The organism is Rubidibacter lacunae KORDI 51-2, from assembly GCF_000473895.1.
Lineage (GTDB): Bacteria > Cyanobacteriota > Cyanobacteriia > Cyanobacteriales > Rubidibacteraceae > Rubidibacter > Rubidibacter lacunae.
In genome coordinates this window covers 190,177-207,501 of record NZ_ASSJ01000004.1, presented here as the reverse complement: position 1 = coordinate 207,501, position 17,325 = coordinate 190,177, and the positions used below count along the sequence as shown (strand labels likewise).

General features: G+C 56.2%; 17 protein-coding genes. 9 read left to right on the top strand and 8 right to left on the bottom strand.

The window, feature by feature from the left end:
• Nucleotides 1-42 precede the first annotated feature (42 nt).
• From KR51_RS01665 to KR51_RS01660, 3 genes are all read left to right on the top strand, one after another.
• On the top strand, nucleotides 43-426 hold the full coding sequence (locus tag KR51_RS01665) for a hypothetical protein (RefSeq protein WP_022604162.1): 384 nt from the start codon (nucleotides 43-45) through the stop codon (nucleotides 424-426).
• 551 nt (nucleotides 427-977) lie between these two features.
• Nucleotides 978-1,448: a hypothetical protein gene (locus tag KR51_RS19075; RefSeq protein WP_022604161.1), complete on the top strand. Its 471-nt coding sequence runs from the start codon at nucleotides 978-980 to the stop codon at nucleotides 1,446-1,448.
• A gap of 1,079 nt (nucleotides 1,449-2,527) precedes the next feature.
• Nucleotides 2,528-3,520, top strand: coding sequence for a glycosyltransferase (locus KR51_RS01660; protein WP_022604159.1), 993 nt, complete (start codon nucleotides 2,528-2,530; stop codon nucleotides 3,518-3,520).
• A gap of 33 nt (nucleotides 3,521-3,553) precedes the next feature.
• Here KR51_RS01660 and KR51_RS01655 read toward each other — a convergent pair whose 3' ends face one another.
• Complete coding sequence (locus tag KR51_RS01655) at nucleotides 3,554-4,342, bottom strand: isoprenyl transferase (RefSeq protein WP_022604158.1); 789 nt, start codon at nucleotides 4,340-4,342, stop codon at nucleotides 3,554-3,556.
• Nucleotides 4,343-4,417: 75 nt separating this feature from the next.
• A complete protein-coding gene (locus KR51_RS01650; RefSeq protein ID WP_022604157.1) occupies nucleotides 4,418-5,395 on the bottom strand; it encodes a hypothetical protein in 978 nt (325 codons plus the stop codon).
• Nucleotides 5,396-5,551: 156 nt separating this feature from the next.
• Between KR51_RS01650 and KR51_RS01645 the strand changes: the two genes are divergently transcribed.
• Together KR51_RS01645 and KR51_RS17905 are read left to right on the top strand one after the other, a co-directional pair.
• Entirely contained in the window at nucleotides 5,552-6,058 is a 507-nt protein-coding gene (locus KR51_RS01645; RefSeq protein WP_022604155.1) for a GNAT family N-acetyltransferase, read from the top strand.
• A gap of 73 nt (nucleotides 6,059-6,131) precedes the next feature.
• Entirely contained in the window at nucleotides 6,132-6,275 is a 144-nt protein-coding gene (locus tag KR51_RS17905) for a DUF2256 domain-containing protein (protein WP_022604153.1), read from the top strand.
• Between the two features lie 30 nt (nucleotides 6,276-6,305).
• Here KR51_RS17905 and KR51_RS01640 read toward each other — a convergent pair whose 3' ends face one another.
• From KR51_RS01640 to KR51_RS01635, 3 genes are all read right to left on the bottom strand, one after another.
• Complete coding sequence (locus KR51_RS01640) at nucleotides 6,306-7,223, bottom strand: PhzF family phenazine biosynthesis protein (protein WP_022604152.1); 918 nt, start codon at nucleotides 7,221-7,223, stop codon at nucleotides 6,306-6,308.
• A 122-nt stretch (nucleotides 7,224-7,345) separates the two neighbouring features.
• Complete coding sequence (locus KR51_RS20860; protein ID WP_269634863.1) at nucleotides 7,346-7,471, bottom strand: hypothetical protein; 126 nt, start codon at nucleotides 7,469-7,471, stop codon at nucleotides 7,346-7,348.
• Between the two features lie 262 nt (nucleotides 7,472-7,733).
• Nucleotides 7,734-7,985 carry a DUF6761 family protein gene (locus tag KR51_RS01635; protein WP_022604150.1) on the bottom strand — a complete coding sequence of 84 codons (252 nt, stop codon included), beginning with the start codon at nucleotides 7,983-7,985 and terminating at the stop codon, nucleotides 7,734-7,736.
• Nucleotides 7,986-8,304: 319 nt separating this feature from the next.
• Here KR51_RS01635 and KR51_RS01630 point away from each other — a divergent pair, with 319 nt between their 5' ends.
• Nucleotides 8,305-9,072, top strand: coding sequence for a response regulator transcription factor (locus KR51_RS01630; protein ID WP_022604148.1), 768 nt, complete (start codon nucleotides 8,305-8,307; stop codon nucleotides 9,070-9,072).
• 139 nt (nucleotides 9,073-9,211) lie between these two features.
• Here KR51_RS01630 and pyk read toward each other — a convergent pair whose 3' ends face one another.
• The gene (gene pyk / locus KR51_RS01625) at nucleotides 9,212-10,633 is read right to left on the bottom strand and encodes a pyruvate kinase (protein ID WP_022604146.1); all 1,422 of its coding nucleotides are present in this window, start codon (nucleotides 10,631-10,633) and stop codon (nucleotides 9,212-9,214) included.
• Between the two features lie 175 nt (nucleotides 10,634-10,808).
• Here pyk and KR51_RS01620 point away from each other — a divergent pair, with 175 nt between their 5' ends.
• Both KR51_RS01620 and KR51_RS01615 read left to right on the top strand, forming a co-directional pair.
• Nucleotides 10,809-12,377: an NAD(P)/FAD-dependent oxidoreductase gene (locus KR51_RS01620; RefSeq protein WP_022604145.1), complete on the top strand. Its 1,569-nt coding sequence runs from the start codon at nucleotides 10,809-10,811 to the stop codon at nucleotides 12,375-12,377.
• A gap of 13 nt (nucleotides 12,378-12,390) precedes the next feature.
• A complete protein-coding gene (locus KR51_RS01615) occupies nucleotides 12,391-13,341 on the top strand; it encodes a DMT family transporter (RefSeq protein WP_022604144.1) in 951 nt (316 codons plus the stop codon).
• A gap of 76 nt (nucleotides 13,342-13,417) precedes the next feature.
• Here the strand turns inward: KR51_RS01615 and bicA are convergent, their stop codons facing one another.
• Entirely contained in the window at nucleotides 13,418-15,076 is a 1,659-nt protein-coding gene (gene bicA / locus KR51_RS01610; RefSeq protein WP_022604143.1) for a bicarbonate transporter BicA, read from the bottom strand.
• A 213-nt stretch (nucleotides 15,077-15,289) separates the two neighbouring features.
• On the opposite strand from bicA, the gene KR51_RS01605 reads away from it, so the two are divergent.
• Nucleotides 15,290-16,633: a histidine phosphatase family protein gene (locus KR51_RS01605; protein WP_022604142.1), complete on the top strand. Its 1,344-nt coding sequence runs from the start codon at nucleotides 15,290-15,292 to the stop codon at nucleotides 16,631-16,633.
• Nucleotides 16,634-16,806: 173 nt separating this feature from the next.
• On the opposite strand, the gene KR51_RS01600 is transcribed toward KR51_RS01605, so the two are convergent.
• Complete coding sequence (locus KR51_RS01600; RefSeq protein WP_022604141.1) at nucleotides 16,807-17,322, bottom strand: DUF192 domain-containing protein; 516 nt, start codon at nucleotides 17,320-17,322, stop codon at nucleotides 16,807-16,809.
• Nucleotides 17,323-17,325: the final 3 nt, after the last annotated feature.

The following is a 17,325-nucleotide window of genomic DNA, read 5'->3' as shown; positions in this document are numbered from 1 at the left end:
AATTCTCTCTGTAGAAGGTGACACGCACCCAGGAGCCTTACTATGGCAAACTGGGGTCCCGATAGAAACCTGTCGCTTGACCAAGGTAAGATTTACGTCTTGAAAGTTCCAGCCAATCGGCGTGCGGAGTTTCACTTTAGTTGCGAATCGTGGTATGAAAATGCCGCGATCATTTACAACAACGATCCCACCGATCCACAAGTGTTTGCCGAACGTGGTAACTATGCATGCAGTCTAAGTGACTGGAATGCGCCGATCGTTCCACACGATGCGACCTACATGATCACGAGCTGGAACAAAAGCAGTCCACCACGTGCGCAAAATCCGTGGTATAAAGCCCCCATCAAGTCAAATCTGAAAGCGCGCGATACGTCGAGCTCGGGTTTGAGGACTCGTCTGACTACGGCTATAACGACATTCTTGTAACCGTTACTATCAGATCGCGTTGACACAACGGTAAGTAACAAAGCCGTAAACCGGAGCACTCATTCACACACACGGCGACTGAGTCAACGCTTTCCGTTCATGCCCGGTTGCGGCGGGCGTTAGGCTTCTGCCTTTTCAGCTCAGCTTCCGTCTAAACTGAAGGTTAGCTTCAGGAGTTGGTTTTCTGATAGGTGATCGATTTTTCTTTCAAAAAACGAACCGCTGCGAGCCCTAGCAGGTTGCCGGAGCCGACGGTCGAAGCTTAATCCTTTCGACTTTCCGGACTTGCCGCGGCTCACTTTCAAAGCATTAGGCTTCCGCCCGTTTTCATGCGTTACCGTTTCAATTGAAGAGTTGTTTCAGGGGCTGGCTTGTTGGGAGGTGATCGGCTATTCTTTTATCAGGCAAGTTACTGCCAAACTAACTCGGCGCCGGAGCCCAAGGTCGGAACTCAATCCCCTCGACCTTCAGCCCTTTCTGCGGCTCACTTTCTGGAAGTTAGTCCGTTCCTTTGATTGATGTAATCATGTTTCAATTCGGAGGTTTAAAACATGCAACGGTCCATTGGAAAGTTCATCTCTTTCTTTTCAGCTTTTTTGCTAATTGTCACATCCTTTTTGATGCTCCCCACTTTAGTCAAACCCTCTAATTATCAAGCGCTTGCTGCTGAACGTTTCTTTAGTGAGCAGGGTGACGTTACTTCTCCACCAACTACTCCTGGTAGAAGGCGTAGATCGGCAAACGCATCATTCACTTGGCCTGATACTGAGGAGGAAACACCTGAAGATGATTACTCGATCATCAAGGATTCAATCAAGGTTGAGGAACTTGATAGACGTGGAGATGGTGGACATTGTGTCCTGAGCTTAGGTGAAGAGAGTTTTGACACTGGGATTCCAGGGGTAGGTCGCGTTAGTTTAGTCAAATCTGTCACCATCAACATGAATGCAAGGGGCAACAACAACCCTGGAACTAGGGGACGGCTTGCTTGCAAGGTGTCGGGGAAGTACGAATCAGAATAGCTTTGTAAACAGACGAGTGATTCTTTTTCAACCGGCAAAAGGTGATCGTTATGAGGAGCGATCACCTTTTGGTCTTCTGCCCCTACTGTGAGTCACTTTCATGACGACTATGGGGCCGAGCCCTAGCCAACCATTTTGTTTGGCTACTTCTTTCAGTACTGATTTGTAAACTCTTTAGCAGTCTACACGAATAAAGGGCTCGAACGTCTGGTATTGTCTGAGGCATGTAGATTGAAAGCCGCTACCTGCAGGAGCTGATGCCCCGTAAGATTTATTTTGCTAATCGGCTATCACTCCATCTCTTTTGCTCTCCCCTCACTTGTCTAAATTCGACCTTTGCTTTTGGGGCTAGCCAACTTCCGAGGTGTCAATGTGGGCACTCTGGATTAGACACGCATTGACCTGGTAATCGTTCAATCTTTATCTCCTAGCTGAAAAGTGGCAAGCCACAGACTTATATTTGCCTAGGTCTAAACGAGAATTTGCATGGTCGGACACCTGTCAGCCGAGCGTGAGTCAAGGTTATCTGCTTGAGTCTGGTCAAGATGTTCGGCGCGCTCTTACGCTTCCCCACTAGGACTTCATGGATTCTTTAAATAGTCTCAACCCCAGAAACATTAGTTTCATGGAGAAGGATGATTAGTTTTTCTGATTGTCTTGTTTCTGAGTGTATCTATGTGGATTGGACTGAAGAACCTGGCATACAACATGAAAAGTTATAATAATCGGTTGATCGAGCGTAGGAAGTAAAGGTTAGCTTGGATTAATCATGAGCTCTTATGCGGAGACCCTAAACCTTTTACCTTGCAAGGCTTGCAGACTTTTTCGCTCAATGACAGTGCGTTTCTATACACATAGATTGGAGCCTAGTCAGAGCAAGGGTTTGAGGCTTCGTCAAAAACTTCGTGAATAATCCAGGTTAGGAGAAAAAATGAGGCAGGCTGGAGAGGAAGTTCATGCTCCTCTTGTGCAAAACGAAAGACTGGTTTGTAGAGCCAGAGTTTCGTGGGATAGTGGCACCTGAGCAGAAATTTATAGAGATTCCTATGAGCAAGTAATGCAAGTCCACAGCAAATAGCGTGACATCAGATCTATCCAAACTCGGGCTCGTCGCGATCGGTCGCAACGAAGGCGATCGCCTCCGACAATGCCTCGACGCGATTGTCGGGAAAGTGGCTTGTGTCGTGTATGTTGACTCCGGGTCCGTCGATAACAGTATCGAACTTGCTAAGCAACGCGGAATTGATGTTGTCGAGCTCGATCTATCCCAGCCATTCACGGCAGCACGCGCGCGGAATGCAGGCTGGGTGCGGCTGATGGAACTCGATTCAACCCTCGAATACGTGCAGTTTGTCGATGGCGATTGCGAGATTGCTGCCGGTTGGCTGGAAACGGCCCGATCGACCCTGCAAGGACGCCCGGAGGTTGCTGCTGTCTGCGGGCGCCGTCGCGAGCGCTTTCCCGAGCGATCGCCTTACAATCGCTTGTGCGATTTGGAATGGAACACGCCGATTGGCGAGACCCTTGCCTGTGGCGGCGATGCCATGATGCGCGTTGCCGCACTCAAGCAGGTTGGTGGATTCGCTCCACACCTGATTGCCGGGGAGGAACCGGAGCTGTGCTACCGCTTGCGCCAGCAAGGATGGAAAGTTCTCCGTATCGACGCCGATATGACGCTGCACGATGCGGCGATGGTGCATTTTCGGCAATGGTGGCAACGGGCCTTGCGGGCGGGTCATGCTTGCGCTCAGGGAGCGTGGTTGCACGGTCGCGAACCCGAGAGGTATTGCGTTAAAGAATGTCGCAGCATTTTGCTCTGGGGGGCGATCGTTCCTACCGTTGCCCTCGGACTCGCTTGGCCGACGCGCGGACTGAGTTTAGCGATCGCGCTCGTGTATCCGCTAATGATTTACAAGGTGTTTCGGTTCAAGCGATCGCAGTGCGGCCGCCGCAACGCACTGCTCTACGCAGTAGCGTGCATCGCCGGTAAATTTCCCAATGTCTTCGGAGTGCTCTCATTTCATCGCAATCGCCTACTCGGTCGCGGCTATTGTTTAGTCGAATACAAATAACCAGATCGATAGCACGTGACGTGGGATATGCCGTTATGTATCTCGACTGCTTTTGAGTTGACCGAACCGCCGATCGCGCTGTTGGAAGGCAACCAGAGCTCGATGGAATTCCGCGCGATCGAAATCCGGCCAAAATGCATCGGTGACGTAAAGTTCTGCATAGGCCACTTGCCAGAGCAAAAAGTTGCTCAGACGCAGCTCGCCGCTCGTCCGGATGAGCAAATCTGGGTCGGGACCGTCGGCGGTGTAAAGCTGACGGGCGAACTGTGCGGTATCGATCTCGTCTGGAGAGAGCCGACCTTCAGCAACTTGGCAGGCCAGCCGGCGACAAGCCCGTAAGATCTCCGCGCGTCCGCCGTAGTTCACCGCAACATTGAACCGTACGCCCTCATTCGTTTGGGTGCGCGCCCGCGCGCGTTCGATACTGCGTTGCAACCCGCTTGGCAGTTCCGACAGTTCGCCGATAAAGTGCAAGCGAATGTCGTTCTCGTCGAGAGCGTCTAATTCGGATTGCAGCAATCGCTCGAACAAGCACAATAAAAACTCGACTTCTTGGCTCGGACGGTGCCAGTTTTCAGTTGAAAATGCATAGGCTGTTAGCGTTCCAATGCCCCAATCTCGGCAGTAACTGAGTAGGTCTTTCAAGGCCCCCACACCTCGACGGTGGCCGACCGGGCGCGGCAACCCGCGCTGGCGCGCCCACCGGCCGTTGCCGTCCATAATGACCGCAACATGATGCGGCAAACGCTGGCGATCGAGGTCGTCGGGGAGAGTCGAAACCAATTGCGTCGCATCGCGATCGCAGACAGTGGATTTTGCCATCACTAGAGGGATCTCCGCAGCTGAACGGTGGTCTGTATCGGTGGGCAGGAACAGGCGCTCTGGTTATTGGGCGCGCTATCGGACTGCTGGTGGCTGCCCAAACTGCGTACGAAGAAACTCTGGTGTCAGGGTTCTGTGCCAGCTCAACAAACGCCCCATGACCCGCGCGCACGTATGGACAAATTCGAGTTTATGGGCGGCCGACCAATCGTTCCAAGCCAGTACGCTTGACATTCGATAGAAGGTGCGGGATAGGTCGCGCACGGGAGCAAGCTCTACGGGCACGGAATCGGTTAGTTGACGTTCAGAAGGGACGCGATCGCCCGCGATCGCCTGCCACAAACGTGCGAGATACGAGTCCGGATAAAGCCAGACCCCGAACCCCCAGAATTTGCACGCGTGGTTGATTTCATCGCGAGCGAGTTCGTAAAATACCTGCTGCAGGGGGCCGGTCGTCCGCGCCATCAGCCAAATGTACAAGCACGTCGCGCCGCATTCGGTTACGACGCGATGCAAACCGTGGCGGTATAGGTCGGCTAACGGAGACCCAGACGGTCGATACAGTTTGGGCGATGGCGGATTGGGAAGGTACGACCGTCCGGTTAAGTGTCGGTAAACTTTGCGCAATGCAGGGGCGTGTTGGCGTTCTTCTTTCTCCCACAAACCGGGCTCGACAAGGGTACCATCATCGGTCGCGATCCCGCCTACAAAACGGGCCATTTCGGGATGAATGGGTTCGAGATATTGTCGGCTTGTTTGGGTATACCAGCGAATTGGGGTTTCGGTATCGATGATGCCGCTCAAGATAGCAAGAAAGTCATCCGTTGGCATGCCGAGGATGTGCTCGGGCTCGATCGCGTTCCAGTTAATCGTCTCCCACAGACGGGGTTGAGGATCGGCGAACTGTGTGGGTAAATCGCGCACGCGATCGCTCAAATGTTTGTCGGTGAGATAGTGGTTGATGAGCCAGTTCACGCGAGTAGCAGTCTGCCAAGAACGCGGTTGCATGTAGGTACAACCGGCCAAGTCGTAGTTGGAATCGATGGCATTCATAACGGTTGATTGAAGCGAGCGGTTCTAGTTGTCCGCTAGTTTATGAAACCTATCTCGACTTGTCAGTCGGAGAACGTCGGCACTTGCATCATTGCTAAGTCGGAAAAGGTCGGATAAGGTAAGGTATCTGCCGTCAGATGTTCCGCATATTCGGTCATGCCATCTGTCTATCGAGACTTTACAATTCGCCCCTGGAAACCCCGCGATCGAGAGGTTGCAGCACGGGTCATTTGTTCGGTGTTGATGGAATACGGACTACCCTGGCAACCCGAAGCGGCGGATCGCGATGTGGTGGGGGTGGAATCGCATTATTGGCAAACCGGCGGAGAGTTTTGGGTCGTGGAGCGCGACTCCGAACTCGTCGGGACGGGTGCCTACTATCCGCGCGATCGCGGCGATCGCGCGGTGGAAATTCGCAAGATGTATTTGCTTCCGAAAGCACGCGGACAAGGGTTGGGTTGGTTTTTGTTGCAGGAACTTGAAGCCGCAGTTGCCGCCCGCGACTGGCACGAAATCTGGTTGGAAACGGCAACTGTATTAGCGGCTGCCGTGCGCCTTTACGAACGCAATGGCTACCAACCGGCAACGGGTGTGGACACGCCGCGTTGCGATCGCATTTATGTTAAGAATCTGCGTTCCCCGCTTCCTCCGAGCGACCGTTAGTGCTGGTGCGGGGTTCGACCCGAATGCGACAGCCGCTAGGATCGAAACACCAAATCCTCAACTCGACCGCGTCATGGCCCGGCAGCGAAATAAGGTAGACCTTCCAACAAAAGTATGTCCCGTTTGCGATCGCCCGTTTACCTGGCGCAAGAAATGGGCCGACTGTTGGAATGAAGTCAAGTATTGCTCCGAGCGGTGCCGCCGTCGGCGATCCTAAGCCCTCAGCCTCTTGAATCGCGTCCTAAAATCAACATTCCGCAATCAACGTTCCGCACGCGATCGGGACGACGCGGCCGCCCACTTCGACGGAAATCGCCCTGCCATCTGCTCTGGCACGCAGGAGCAGCAGCGACGGTCGTTGGATTTCATAGCCTTGCTCGACCCGCGCGTCGATTTCTTCAGTGTTGCCAAGATAGGCGTGCGCGACGAGATAAGCTGCCAAGCAACCGTTAGCACTGCCAGTTGCCGGATCCTCATCAACGCCCGCACCGGGAGCGAACACGCGCGCGCAGAGGTCGTTCTCGGGATGGTAGGTGTCCCGGCAGAACATGAGGATGGCCTGGGACTGGGTCATTGCAGCGAGTGCGGCAAATCGTTCGCGGTTGAGGCGCGCTTTTTTTAGCCACGCGAGCGATCGCAGCGGCACGATCGCGCAAGGCAAACCGGTCGAGACTTCCTCAACGGGATAGTCGGGATCGATCGCCTCTGGAGGCAAGCCGATTGCAGCCGCGATCGCGGCGGGGTCCAGCTCGGGACCGAGGTTGGGGGGAGCCTGGCGCATCCAGTAAATCGTCTCGCCGGTTGCGTCGTAGGCGTCCGAATTGGCAGAGCTGGCGGTCACGCCGATCGGACCGATGGGTAAATTGAGGACGAGACGTTCGGGGAAGGTACCGATCAGTTCGCGGGCGATCGCGTAAGCGGTGCCGAGGGTGGGATGGCCGGCAAAGGGGAGTTCGCGCTTGGGCGTGAAGATCCGGACGTCGTAACCGCCCTCACGGGGCGATCGCGACAACACGAAGGTGGTTTCCGAATAGTTCATCTCGCGCGCGAGCTGCTGCATTTGTTCGGTGCTCAGGTCGCCCGCGTCGAGGAACACGGCCAGTTGGTTGCCGGTGAAAGGTCCGACCGCGAAAACGTCGACGATCAGGAAATCTAATGGGGGCATGACGATCGCGGGATTCGGCAGATGCTAACGCCGTATTCTATCGCGCTCCCGCTACCAGCTAGCCGAACCTGGCAAGTGGGCTTTTTGGGTAGTTCTCGCAGGGTTTACCGACCTGACTCTATTCACCAGCCGATCGTGGGTAAGTTTCCTGCGAACCGGTCGCTTGAAGGCAAGCGATCGCCTGATGCGATCGCCAACACAGTCCTCAGCAGCGATCGCCCACCCAGAGCGAGGCTTATCCGCTCCATTCAGCGAAAAGGGGGGGCAGAAACTGCTTGTCCGAAGTAGCTAAAACCCTCACTCTGCCCCGGGGATTTACACTAAAATACAAACGATATTCCCTTTTCCCTATTGGGTAATCTCTCTGACTGCTTATACAAAAAACTAGAGAGGCTCCCGTCAGATTCACTTCCAGAGTCCGGGCGATCGCTTGAGTCAGTAAATTCGGTTCGCAGCAATCGACTCATCGCTCGCGAGCGTCACCACCAAAATGCTGCTGAGCCATAGTACTTAGTAATAGCGCGTCTCGGGCTCGGGTAAAGCATAGTCTTCAAAGTTCGACGGGTCGCGCAGGAAGCGTATGGCTTCCTCTTCAATGCGATGCACTAAGAAAGGTTCGAGCACTTTCGTCTCTCGCAAACATGCCAGATAGCCATCGATATACAGGCGCAAATTATCGAAGCGGTAGCCGCGATGCCAGCTATCGACCAGTGCGTCGGATAAATTCTGGTAATAGCGAATGGCCTGTGGATCTTGAAGCATTGGCGAACGTGGAGCGCGTCAAGCGGTCGGGCAGACCAGCATCTGCCTTAACTTCCCTTAATCACTATTGTAGTGGACAAGCAATGTCGATTCTTGGCTCCCGACCCCGCTAGGTTCCTAGAAAGAGTAACCGCATAGCAGCTACCCATTAACGCCCCCATTGAATGGGCGCTGCTGGAACGATCGGAGTTACAGCCGACCTGCGAATCCCAACCCGCTGCAAAATAGTCGATGTGGAGTAAGCCTTGTAACAGCTGTTACAAAATCTTGACATTGGCCCTGCTAGCCTTGGCCAACCCGTATCTAACGAGCAACTAACGTGGACTCGGTTGGCATTCAAATCGTCGAGGGGAACCCGCACCTGCGATCGCTACTGGGATGGCACTTACAGCAGGCAGGGTTCTGGGTGTCTCAGGCAGCTGGGATTCAGCAAGCAAAGAAGGCTCTGGAGAGTCGTCCGTTTTCGCTGGTCGTGCTCGATTCGGATTTGCCCGATGGCGATGGGATCGAGTTCTGCCGCTGGTTGCACCTCAATCACCAGATGATGGTTTTCATTCTGTCAGCGCGCAACAGCGAGCGCGATGTCGTGACTGCGCTGCGCTCTGGTGCAGATGATTATCTGACTAAGCCCTTTGGCATGCAGGAGTTCATGGCACGAGTGGAAGTACTCGTCCGCCGGCTGCGCGCCATCTCGGCACCTTTACAGCTGGATTTCGGCGATCTCAAAATCGACCTCGTTCAACGCCGGGTCTGCCTGCGCGGGCAGTTTATCGACCTGACTCCGCAGGAGTTCAGCCTGCTATACGTATTGGCTCAAGCCCAGGGAGTTGCACTCAGCCGCACCGAGTTACTGCGGCGGGCGTGGCCGGAGGCAATCGACAACCCGCGGACGATCGACACGCATATTCTGTCGTTGCGCAAAAAAATCGAAGTCGATCCTCGCCAACCCGATCTCATTCAAACAATTCGTAACGTCGGTTATCGCTTCAACATCGAGCTGTTAGGTTGTGACTTAGAGAATTGCGGGATCGGTTGCGATGTCCTACCAGGTCCAGTTGCGGTCCATCATTCCAGCTCGCTAGGCTGACAAAGTCCCCAATCCCCCTCCAGGCCCAGTCAAACTAGTTGATAACCAACCACGCTATTCCTTTTGTCTCCGCCCACACTTGCCAACATTCAAGGGATAGCAATGGAGGGGATTTATCTCCCTGCATCCGCTTCCGGGATTATCTCACCGTGTGAATCTTCAACATATTCGTCCCGTTTGCATGCTGTAGCGGGCTTGCTGCTAGCACCAACACGTTGTCGCCAGTATCCGCTAGCCCCCGCTCGCGTAGCATTCCCTCCATCTGCCCGATGAGGTGCTCCAGATCCGACGCTGGATGCTCCAACAACATAGGCTTCACCCCCCAAATTAAATTCAGCCGGCGATACACCCGCACGTCCGGTGTGAACGCCACCACCGGAGCGTCCGGTCGCTCTGCCGCTGCCACTACTGCACTCAACCCCGTCATCGTAAACGCCACGATGCACCGCAGATCGAGAATACGGTCGATCGTATTCACTGACTCCGTCAGGGCGTGTAAGCTATCCGAGCGAGCAGGCGGATGATTGACAAATTCCAGCGTCGGTTCCATCTCCTCAGCAATCCGCGCCAGCATCTGCACCGACTGCACTGGGAAGTCACCCACCGCCGACTCTCCCGATAGCATCACTGCATCAGTCCCATCAACGATCGCGTTTGCCACATCGTTGGCTTCAGCCCGCGTCGGTCGCGGATTGCGAATCATGCTGTCCAACATCTGCGTCGCCGTAATCACCGGAATCGCCTTCAGGTTGCAGCGCTTAATAATGTGCTTTTGCAGCACTGGCACCTTCTCCGGACGCATCTCTACGCCTAGGTCGCCTCGCGCCACCATCACCGCATCACAGGTGTCCAGGATGCTTTCGAGGTTTTCAATCGCCTGGGGCTTCTCGATCTTTGCCAACACCGGCATATCCGGACGTCCGTGCTGTGCCAGCAGCTCCTTCAGCTCCAGAATGTCCGACCTGCGCCGCACAAAGCTCAGCGAGACGATGTCTACATCTTGCTCCACCCCGAACTTAAGGTCTTGTTTGTCCTTCTCCGTCATCGACGGCAGCCGCACGTCCAAATTTGGCAAATTTACCCCCTTGCGACTCTTCAGCAGCCCGCCCTGCACGACCATACAGCGTACCGCCAAGTCCTCGACGGCCATGACCTCGAACTCCAACAAGCCATCGTCCAGCAGGATTTGCATCCCCGCCGTTGCCTCTTCCGCCAGGTGTGGGTAGTCGATCGATGCCGTCATCGGCCTCCCGTTGTACTCTGACTGGGGCACCAGCAAAATCTCGTCGCCTGCCTTCAGCGCGATCCCGCCATCTGGTAACTGTCCGGCACGAATCTTCGGACCCTGCAAATCTTGCAGCAGCGTAGTTGGGACTCCCAACTCCTCGGACAGCGATCGCAACAACGAGACCACCCGCGCGTGTTCTTCGTAACTGCCGTGGGAGAAATTCAGGCGCGCCACATTCATGCCCGCCGCAATCGCTTCCCGCAACACTTCTGGTGAATTGCTCGCCGGTCCGATCGTGACAACAATCTTCGTGCGATGGCTTAACGGTTTCATAACGAATCCTTAGTGTTTAAGGGCAGCGCGATCGCTTTTGGGTCCGACGGTAAAGTTGCCTAACCGAACCTGTCAAGGTGTCTCCGCTACAGTTCCAAGATCTCGGTCTTGAGGCGGGCGATCGCCCCCAACTGCCGGCAACTAAGATCGAAACCGTACCCGCCTGCAGGCCACCATGAGCGTCACCGACCGCATTCTCTCCGAACTGCCCGGCAATGTTGCCAGCGGCCTCGCTGCCGCAGATCGCCTGTGGCAGACCGTCCGAAACGGCGACGCTCCTGTCACCGAAGTTGTCAAAACGGTTTCCCAACCCCTCAACAAGCTCGACTGCGATCTCGCGATCTGCGGCGGAACCCTCGGTATCTTCATCGGTGCGGCCCTGCAGCAGCGCGGATGGCGCGTGACTCTGATCGAACGATCGATCCTGCGCGGCCGCGACCAAGAATGGAACATCTCCCGTCAGGAACTTACCTCTTTCCTAGAGTTAAACCTTCTAACAGAAGCAGAACTAGAGCAAGCGATCGTCACCGAATACAACCCCGCCCGCGTCGGATTCCTCGGTAGCCCGGATGTTTGGGTCGATAACGTCCTCAACATCGGCATCGACCCGGTATTCCTGCTCGACCGCCTCAAAGCCCAATTCCTCGCAGCCGGCGGTCGCCTGATCGAACGTGCCACTTTCACCAATGCAACGGTTCACCCCAACGGCGTCCTCATCACTGCCGAGTGCGGTGAGACCCTCGAAGTGCGATCGCGTCTGCTCGTTGACGCCATGGGTAACTTCTCCCCAATCGCCCGCCAAGCTCGTAACGGAGCCCCACCCGACAGCGCTTGTGTGGTGGTTGGCAGCTGCGCAACGGGCTATCCCAACAACAAAACAGGCGATCTGCTCGCTAGCTTCACGTCCGTCGAGCACCAGTGCCAGTATTTCTGGGAAGCCTTCCCCGCCCGCGACGGTCGCACGACGTATCTGTTTACGTACTTAGATGCCGACCGCGATCGTCCCAGCTTGCGATTCTTCCTGGACGAATATTTCCGCCTGCTGCCCCACTACCAAACTGTGGACCTCGATCGCCTCAACTTCAAGCGAGTACTTTTCGGCTTCTTCCCGTCCTACCGGCAAAGTCCCCTCCGCGTTCCCTGGGCGCGCGTGCTTCCCATTGGCGACAGTGCGGGCTTGCAATCTCCGGTGAGTTTCGGCGGCTTCGGCTCGCTGGTCCGGCATCTCCCGCGCTTGACTCACGGCATCGACGACGCGCTCCGAACCGATGCCCTCGATTGCCGCGACCTCGCGCTGTTGCAGCCTTACCAGCCCAACATCGCCGTCACCTGGCTGTTCCAACGCGCGATGAGTATCGGACTGCACCAAACTATCCCCGAGGAACGCACGAACAACTTGCTCGGGGCCGTCTTCACCGTCATGGAACGCGGCGGCGATCGCGTCCTGCGTCCCTTTCTTCAAGACGTGGTGCAATTCTCCGCGCTGACCCAAACTCTCGTCCTGACCGCGATCGCCAAACCCTACGTCGTTCTTCCTGTGATTCCCCACGTGGGTATCCCCGCGCTTCTGGACTGGAGCCGCCATTATGCTGCCCTTGCCCTTTACACCGGATTGCACGCGCTGGGACCGGCGATCGCGCCACTCGCTCGGAACCTGTCGCCTATCGCCCAATACCGCGTGCGCCGATGGCTCGACGCGTGGAAATACGGCAGCGGTGCGGATTACGGCCGGCACGCGGAGTAATCCAACTGGCACCATGACATTCCTGCTTGTCTCTGCCTTGCTCCTCGCCGTCCAAAACATCATCGTTCGCGTCGTTTTCCAGCCCAGTCCGGTCTTCGGTCGCGTCCTGGGTGGCTGGCTGTCCCCCAGTCCGGTCAACTCACTACTATTCCTGCAGCTGCGCGCCCTGCTAACCTTCGGTGTCATGCTCGTTGTGTTGCCGCGCCTGTATCCGCCGGTTCTCCGCGAGGCAATCGCACTCGCCCGCGAGTCCGCGTTGCTCTGGCGCGTCTTTGCTTGCGGTAGTGCCTTCTTCCTAACCGCCGCGCTCCTCTACTTCGCGATCGCCCAGCTACCTGCTGGCATCGCGATCGCCCTCCTCTTCGTCCATCCAGTCCTGACCGTGCTGTTAGCGTGGATCCTGTGGGGCGATCGCCCAACGCGCGCGCGCGTGCTAGCGATGGTGTTGGTCTGTTGTGGGCTGGTCTTCACCATCCCGAACCGCGGTGTAGCGCTTCCGACAGGCACCGTGTGGGGCGCGATCGCCGCTTTGGTGGCTGGGGGCAGCGTTGCCCTCTACACGATCGGCGCGCAACGCTGTCTGCAACGAGTTCGGCCCATCCCCTTCTCGCTGATAGTCGTTGCGACGATTTTGGTGTGGTCGAGCCTGAGTCTGCTGTGGGTTCCCGAAGCGATCGCGCACCTAAATTCCAAGGTGTGGGTGGCTGGGTTGCTCTCAGCGGCAGTCACCTGCGGCGGTCAGATATGCCTGAATGCAGGTATTTATCGCGTTGGCGCGCCAACCGCCGCCCTCATCGGTGCTGTCGAACCGGGTTTGACCGCATTGCTTGCATGGTGGATCGTTCGCGAGACCCTGCCCCCGCAGCAGGCGATCGGTATTGGGTTAGTGGCGATCGGAGTGGTAGCGCTTAGCCTCAACCGCCAAGCCGACCGATCCGTCGCGTTCGAGAGCAAAGAAAATTAAACTGTGGCCAAACCAGACAAGCTGGCTGGGAAGGGTTAGCGCTCGCGAGCTTTAGCGTTGCGTTATGCCCGGTTCGTCAGACTTTCGCAGGGATAGAGATTGCCGCAACGGCTAACTTTAATGCTTCGGCTCGGCTCGCGCAAAGCTGATGGGGGGGAATCAACTCGAAGACTCCCAGCTTTTTCAGACGACGTTCGGCTTGCCCTTTTGCACCAGCAATGAAAACGTAACGTTCTCGATCGGTCGCTTCTTTAATCGCGTTTTCCAAGACCAGAGAGACCGTCACACCCAAGTGAGGAACATTACTGAAATCAAAAACAATCGCGTCGCAATCCCCAATAGCATTGTGCTCGCGCGCGATCGCTTTGGCGACACCGAAGATCATCGGACCGCTCAACTGGAACAGCAACAGACGCCCGTTGGCTGCATCGAGCCATTGCTTTTCCTCGTAAGTCAGCAGCACGGCATCGTCGGCATCGGTAATCGCTCTAACGTTCTGCGACTGCAGTGCACTCAAGCGATCGATTGTCAGGATGTTGGCAACCAAAACTCCAATTCCCACCGCCGCGAACAAATCCACCAAAACCGTCAAAGCAATAACCCCATAAGTAATCAATGCGCCCTGCAGCGATACTCGATGCGCCCGCTTGAGGAAGCCCCAATCGACGATTTTGATCCCCACCACAAGAGCTATCCCCGAAAGGACAGCGAGGGGAATCATCGCTGCCAAGGTCGCCACACCCAGCATGGCGACCAGCAATACGCCTGCACGGATTAAACCCGACAGAGCCGTTCTGCCACCTGCTTGAATGTTGACGACCGTTCCCAGCGTCGCTCCAGCCCCAGGCAGTCCGCCGAGCAAGCCGGAGACCAAATTGCCTAACCCCTGCCCGATCAGCTCTTGGTCGGAGTTGTGCTCCGTCCGGGTCAGGCTATCCGCGATCGCTGACGTGAGCAGCGCATCGATACAGCCCAGTACGCCCAGGACAGCTGCATCCACGAGCATCAGTTGCAGCCGCTCGGCACTTAAAGTCGGGAGTTGCAAGGTGGGCAGGCTGACCGAGATCTCGCCGATACGTCGAATGTCTACATCAGAAAATAGCGTTAGGGACAGAATCGTTCCGGCGACGAGGGCGACGAGCTGAGGGGGCACGACGTACTTGAACTTGGATGGAAAGAACCAGATAATTGCGACCGCAACCATTCCCAACAGTGTTTCAGCAGGCTGGGTATTGGCAAGGAGCGCTGGCATGCCGCGAAAGATTCCGATTACGCCTCCTTGAGGACTGGCTTGTCCGAGCATGGGAGCAAGCTGAAAAATCAAGAGGATGATGCCGATGCCGGACATGAACCCAGACACTACCGTGTAAGGCATCATCGTGACGTATTTGCCGAGCCGAAGGGCGCCAAAGACGATTTGGAAGACTCCAGCCATCATGACCACAGTAAAGGCCATTGCCAGTCCGTTTTCGGGATCGGCGGCAGTCAAATTGGCGATCGCTGCCGTCATCACGACGGTCATCGGACCGGTAGGTTCGGAAATTAATGCAGGTGTTCCACCAAAGAGGGCTGCAAAGAGACCGACCGAGAGGGCTCCCCACAGACCGGCAGCTGCTCCGGCCCCGGATGCTACACCGAAGGCCAACGCCATCGGTAGTGCGAAAAGGGCTGCGGCGATCCCCCCAAAAATATCCCCACGCAGATTGCGGAAATGGAGCGTGTTTGTGAGATTCATGGCTAACTTGCGCGCACTCCATCGCCGGGTATTGCTTATCTCGAGTCCACCTCTAGCACTCGCGGCAGTGCCTTTTCAACTACCCTTTCGATGGGTTTAAGAATTGATTGACTGCTGTCACCGATCGCGCGACGGACTCGGCGCGGCTCTAGCGGGGTAGAATGGCTTCGTTTTTGCAACGCGATCGCCAAAAAATCACTGGAGGCAAGGGCCTTGAGCACGCGCGTCATCCTCGTTCGCCACGGGCAAAGTACCTATAACCTCGAAAAACGCATTCAGGGACGCAGCGATGCTTCCGTGCTCACGCCGCACGGTCGCACCGATGCCGAGCGCGTCGCAGCTGCTCTGCGAGGACTGTCATTCGACGCGATTTATTGCAGCCCGCTCCGCCGCGCTCGCGAAACGGCCGAAATTATCTGTTCTGGGTTGGAGTCGGCACCGCCGCTGCAGCCGACCGAGCGTCTTTTGGAAGTAGATCTGCCGCTCTGGGAAAACCTGACCAAGCACGATGTACTGGAGCGCTACCCTGACGAGTACCGTTGCTGGCACGAACAGCCCCACGAGTTCGTCATGCGCGCGGGCGATCGCGAATTTGCCCCAGTACTCGAGCTTTTTGCTCAAGCACGCCAGTTCTGGGAAGAACTTCTAGACCGACATGCAGGCGGTACGGTACTCATCATCGCCCATAACGGTATCAACCGCAGCGCGATCGCGACAGCGATCGGGATGGATCCAGCTCGCTATCAAACTCTACAGCAATCGAACTGCGGCATTAATGTCCTGAACTTCACTGGCAAACTCGGCGAAACTGTACAAATCGAATCGCTCAACCAGACCGCCCATCTGGGTATTCCCCTGCCACCACCACGTCGGGAAACGGGCATCCGCATGTTGCTAGTGCGCCACGGTGAAACCGAGTGGAATCGCGCATCGCGGTTCCAGGGGCAAATTGACGTACCGCTTAACGACACCGGTCGCGAACAAGGCCGCCGCGCCGCCGACTTGCTGAAGACCGTGCCGCTGGACTTTGCTGTTACCAGTCCGATGCTGCGTCCGAAGGAAACCGCCGAACTCATCCTGTCGCAACAAACTCAACCGGTTGCCCTCGACCTAAAAGCGCCGCTCGTAGAAATCGCCCATGGTGAGTGGGAAGGCAAACTGGAACCGGAAATCAAAGTTGCCTATCCAGATTTGTTGCGGATGTGGAAAGAAACACCCGCGGTGGTGCAAATGCCCGGTGGTGAAAACCTCGCGCAAGTTTGGGAGCGTGCCACGGCTTGCTGGCAAGATGTCGTCCGCCAGCAAGCCATGCAGGCAACTGGCAATGGCGTCCGCACTGGTATTGTCGTGGCTCACGATGCCATCAACAAGTCGATCCTATGCGCGTTGCTCGGTCTAGAGCCGAAGGACTTCTGGAGCGTCAAGCAGGGCAACGGTGCGGTCAGCGTCATTGACTACCCAGATGGCCTGGAGGGCATGCCCGTGCTGCAATCGATTAACATCACCACTCACCTCAGTTCGGGCGTGCTCGACAAAACTGCTGCTGGCGCCCTATAGTCCTGACTTTTCCCGCGATCTTCTGGTCAGTACGCTCGGCACCGCTCGCAAGCTTCGCGGCAGTCCTGGAGAAGCAGCTAATAGAGCATACCAGCAATGCGAGTTTACCGTCCCCATCTCACCGCCTGCTGGACAATGCTCAACGCGGAGGCGCGATCGGTTGGAACTCATGCTCAGCGCTCTAGGGGTTCGATTGCAACGCGATCGCCCACATGGACGCCGAGTTCGTCAGCTCGACCGCCCGCTAGTTCGATGACGACATCCACGGGTACGTCTGAAGGACCGTAGAGTGGACATGAATCTTCGTTGCAGGGCGGCACGTTCGCTTCAATGGCAACGATCTCTTCATCGCGAACGAACAGCATATCCAGAGGAATGCTGACATTCTTCATCCAGAAGCGTGCAATTCGTTGCGACTCGAATGGGAACACCATGCCGCGATCGGGCGCGAGGTCGCTGCGGAACATCAACCCAATTGCCTGCTGCTGGGGCGATCGGGCCACTTCTAAGTAAATCGTCTCGCCGCCGAGGATTGCTCGAGCTTCAATTGGAAGTGTCTGTCCTTCGCGTGGAAGTTGAGCAATCGGTCCGCTTGCCTCCCATGCAAAACCGCCACAGCCGAGCAGGAGCATTCCACTCAGCATCCACAGTACCCATCGTCCGGGCGATCGCAGTGCGCGCTCTGTCATCGA

Coding starts and splice junctions, on each gene's coding strand:
- KR51_RS01640 (WP_022604152.1), bottom strand. CDS start 7,223: ATGCCCCCATTAGATTTCCTGATCGTCGACGTTTTCGCGGTCGGACCT.
- KR51_RS20860 (WP_269634863.1), bottom strand. CDS start 7,471: ATGGAGCGGATAAGCCTCGCTCTGGGTGGGCGATCGCTGCTGAGGACT.
- pyk (WP_022604146.1), bottom strand. CDS start 10,633: ATGAAACCGTTAAGCCATCGCACGAAGATTGTTGTCACGATCGGACCG.
- KR51_RS01665 (WP_022604162.1), top strand. CDS start 43: ATGGCAAACTGGGGTCCCGATAGAAACCTGTCGCTTGACCAAGGTAAG.
- KR51_RS01635 (WP_022604150.1), bottom strand. CDS start 7,985: ATGCTTCAAGATCCACAGGCCATTCGCTATTACCAGAATTTATCCGAC.
- KR51_RS01620 (WP_022604145.1), top strand. CDS start 10,809: ATGAGCGTCACCGACCGCATTCTCTCCGAACTGCCCGGCAATGTTGCC.
- KR51_RS01600 (WP_022604141.1), bottom strand. CDS start 17,322: ATGACAGAGCGCGCACTGCGATCGCCCGGACGATGGGTACTGTGGATG.
- KR51_RS17905 (WP_022604153.1), top strand. CDS start 6,132: ATGGCCCGGCAGCGAAATAAGGTAGACCTTCCAACAAAAGTATGTCCC.
- KR51_RS01650 (WP_022604157.1), bottom strand. CDS start 5,395: ATGAATGCCATCGATTCCAACTACGACTTGGCCGGTTGTACCTACATG.
- KR51_RS01655 (WP_022604158.1), bottom strand. CDS start 4,342: ATGGCAAAATCCACTGTCTGCGATCGCGATGCGACGCAATTGGTTTCG.
- KR51_RS19075 (WP_022604161.1), top strand. CDS start 978: ATGCAACGGTCCATTGGAAAGTTCATCTCTTTCTTTTCAGCTTTTTTG.
- KR51_RS01645 (WP_022604155.1), top strand. CDS start 5,552: ATGCCATCTGTCTATCGAGACTTTACAATTCGCCCCTGGAAACCCCGC.
- bicA (WP_022604143.1), bottom strand. CDS start 15,076: ATGAATCTCACAAACACGCTCCATTTCCGCAATCTGCGTGGGGATATT.
- KR51_RS01615 (WP_022604144.1), top strand. CDS start 12,391: ATGACATTCCTGCTTGTCTCTGCCTTGCTCCTCGCCGTCCAAAACATC.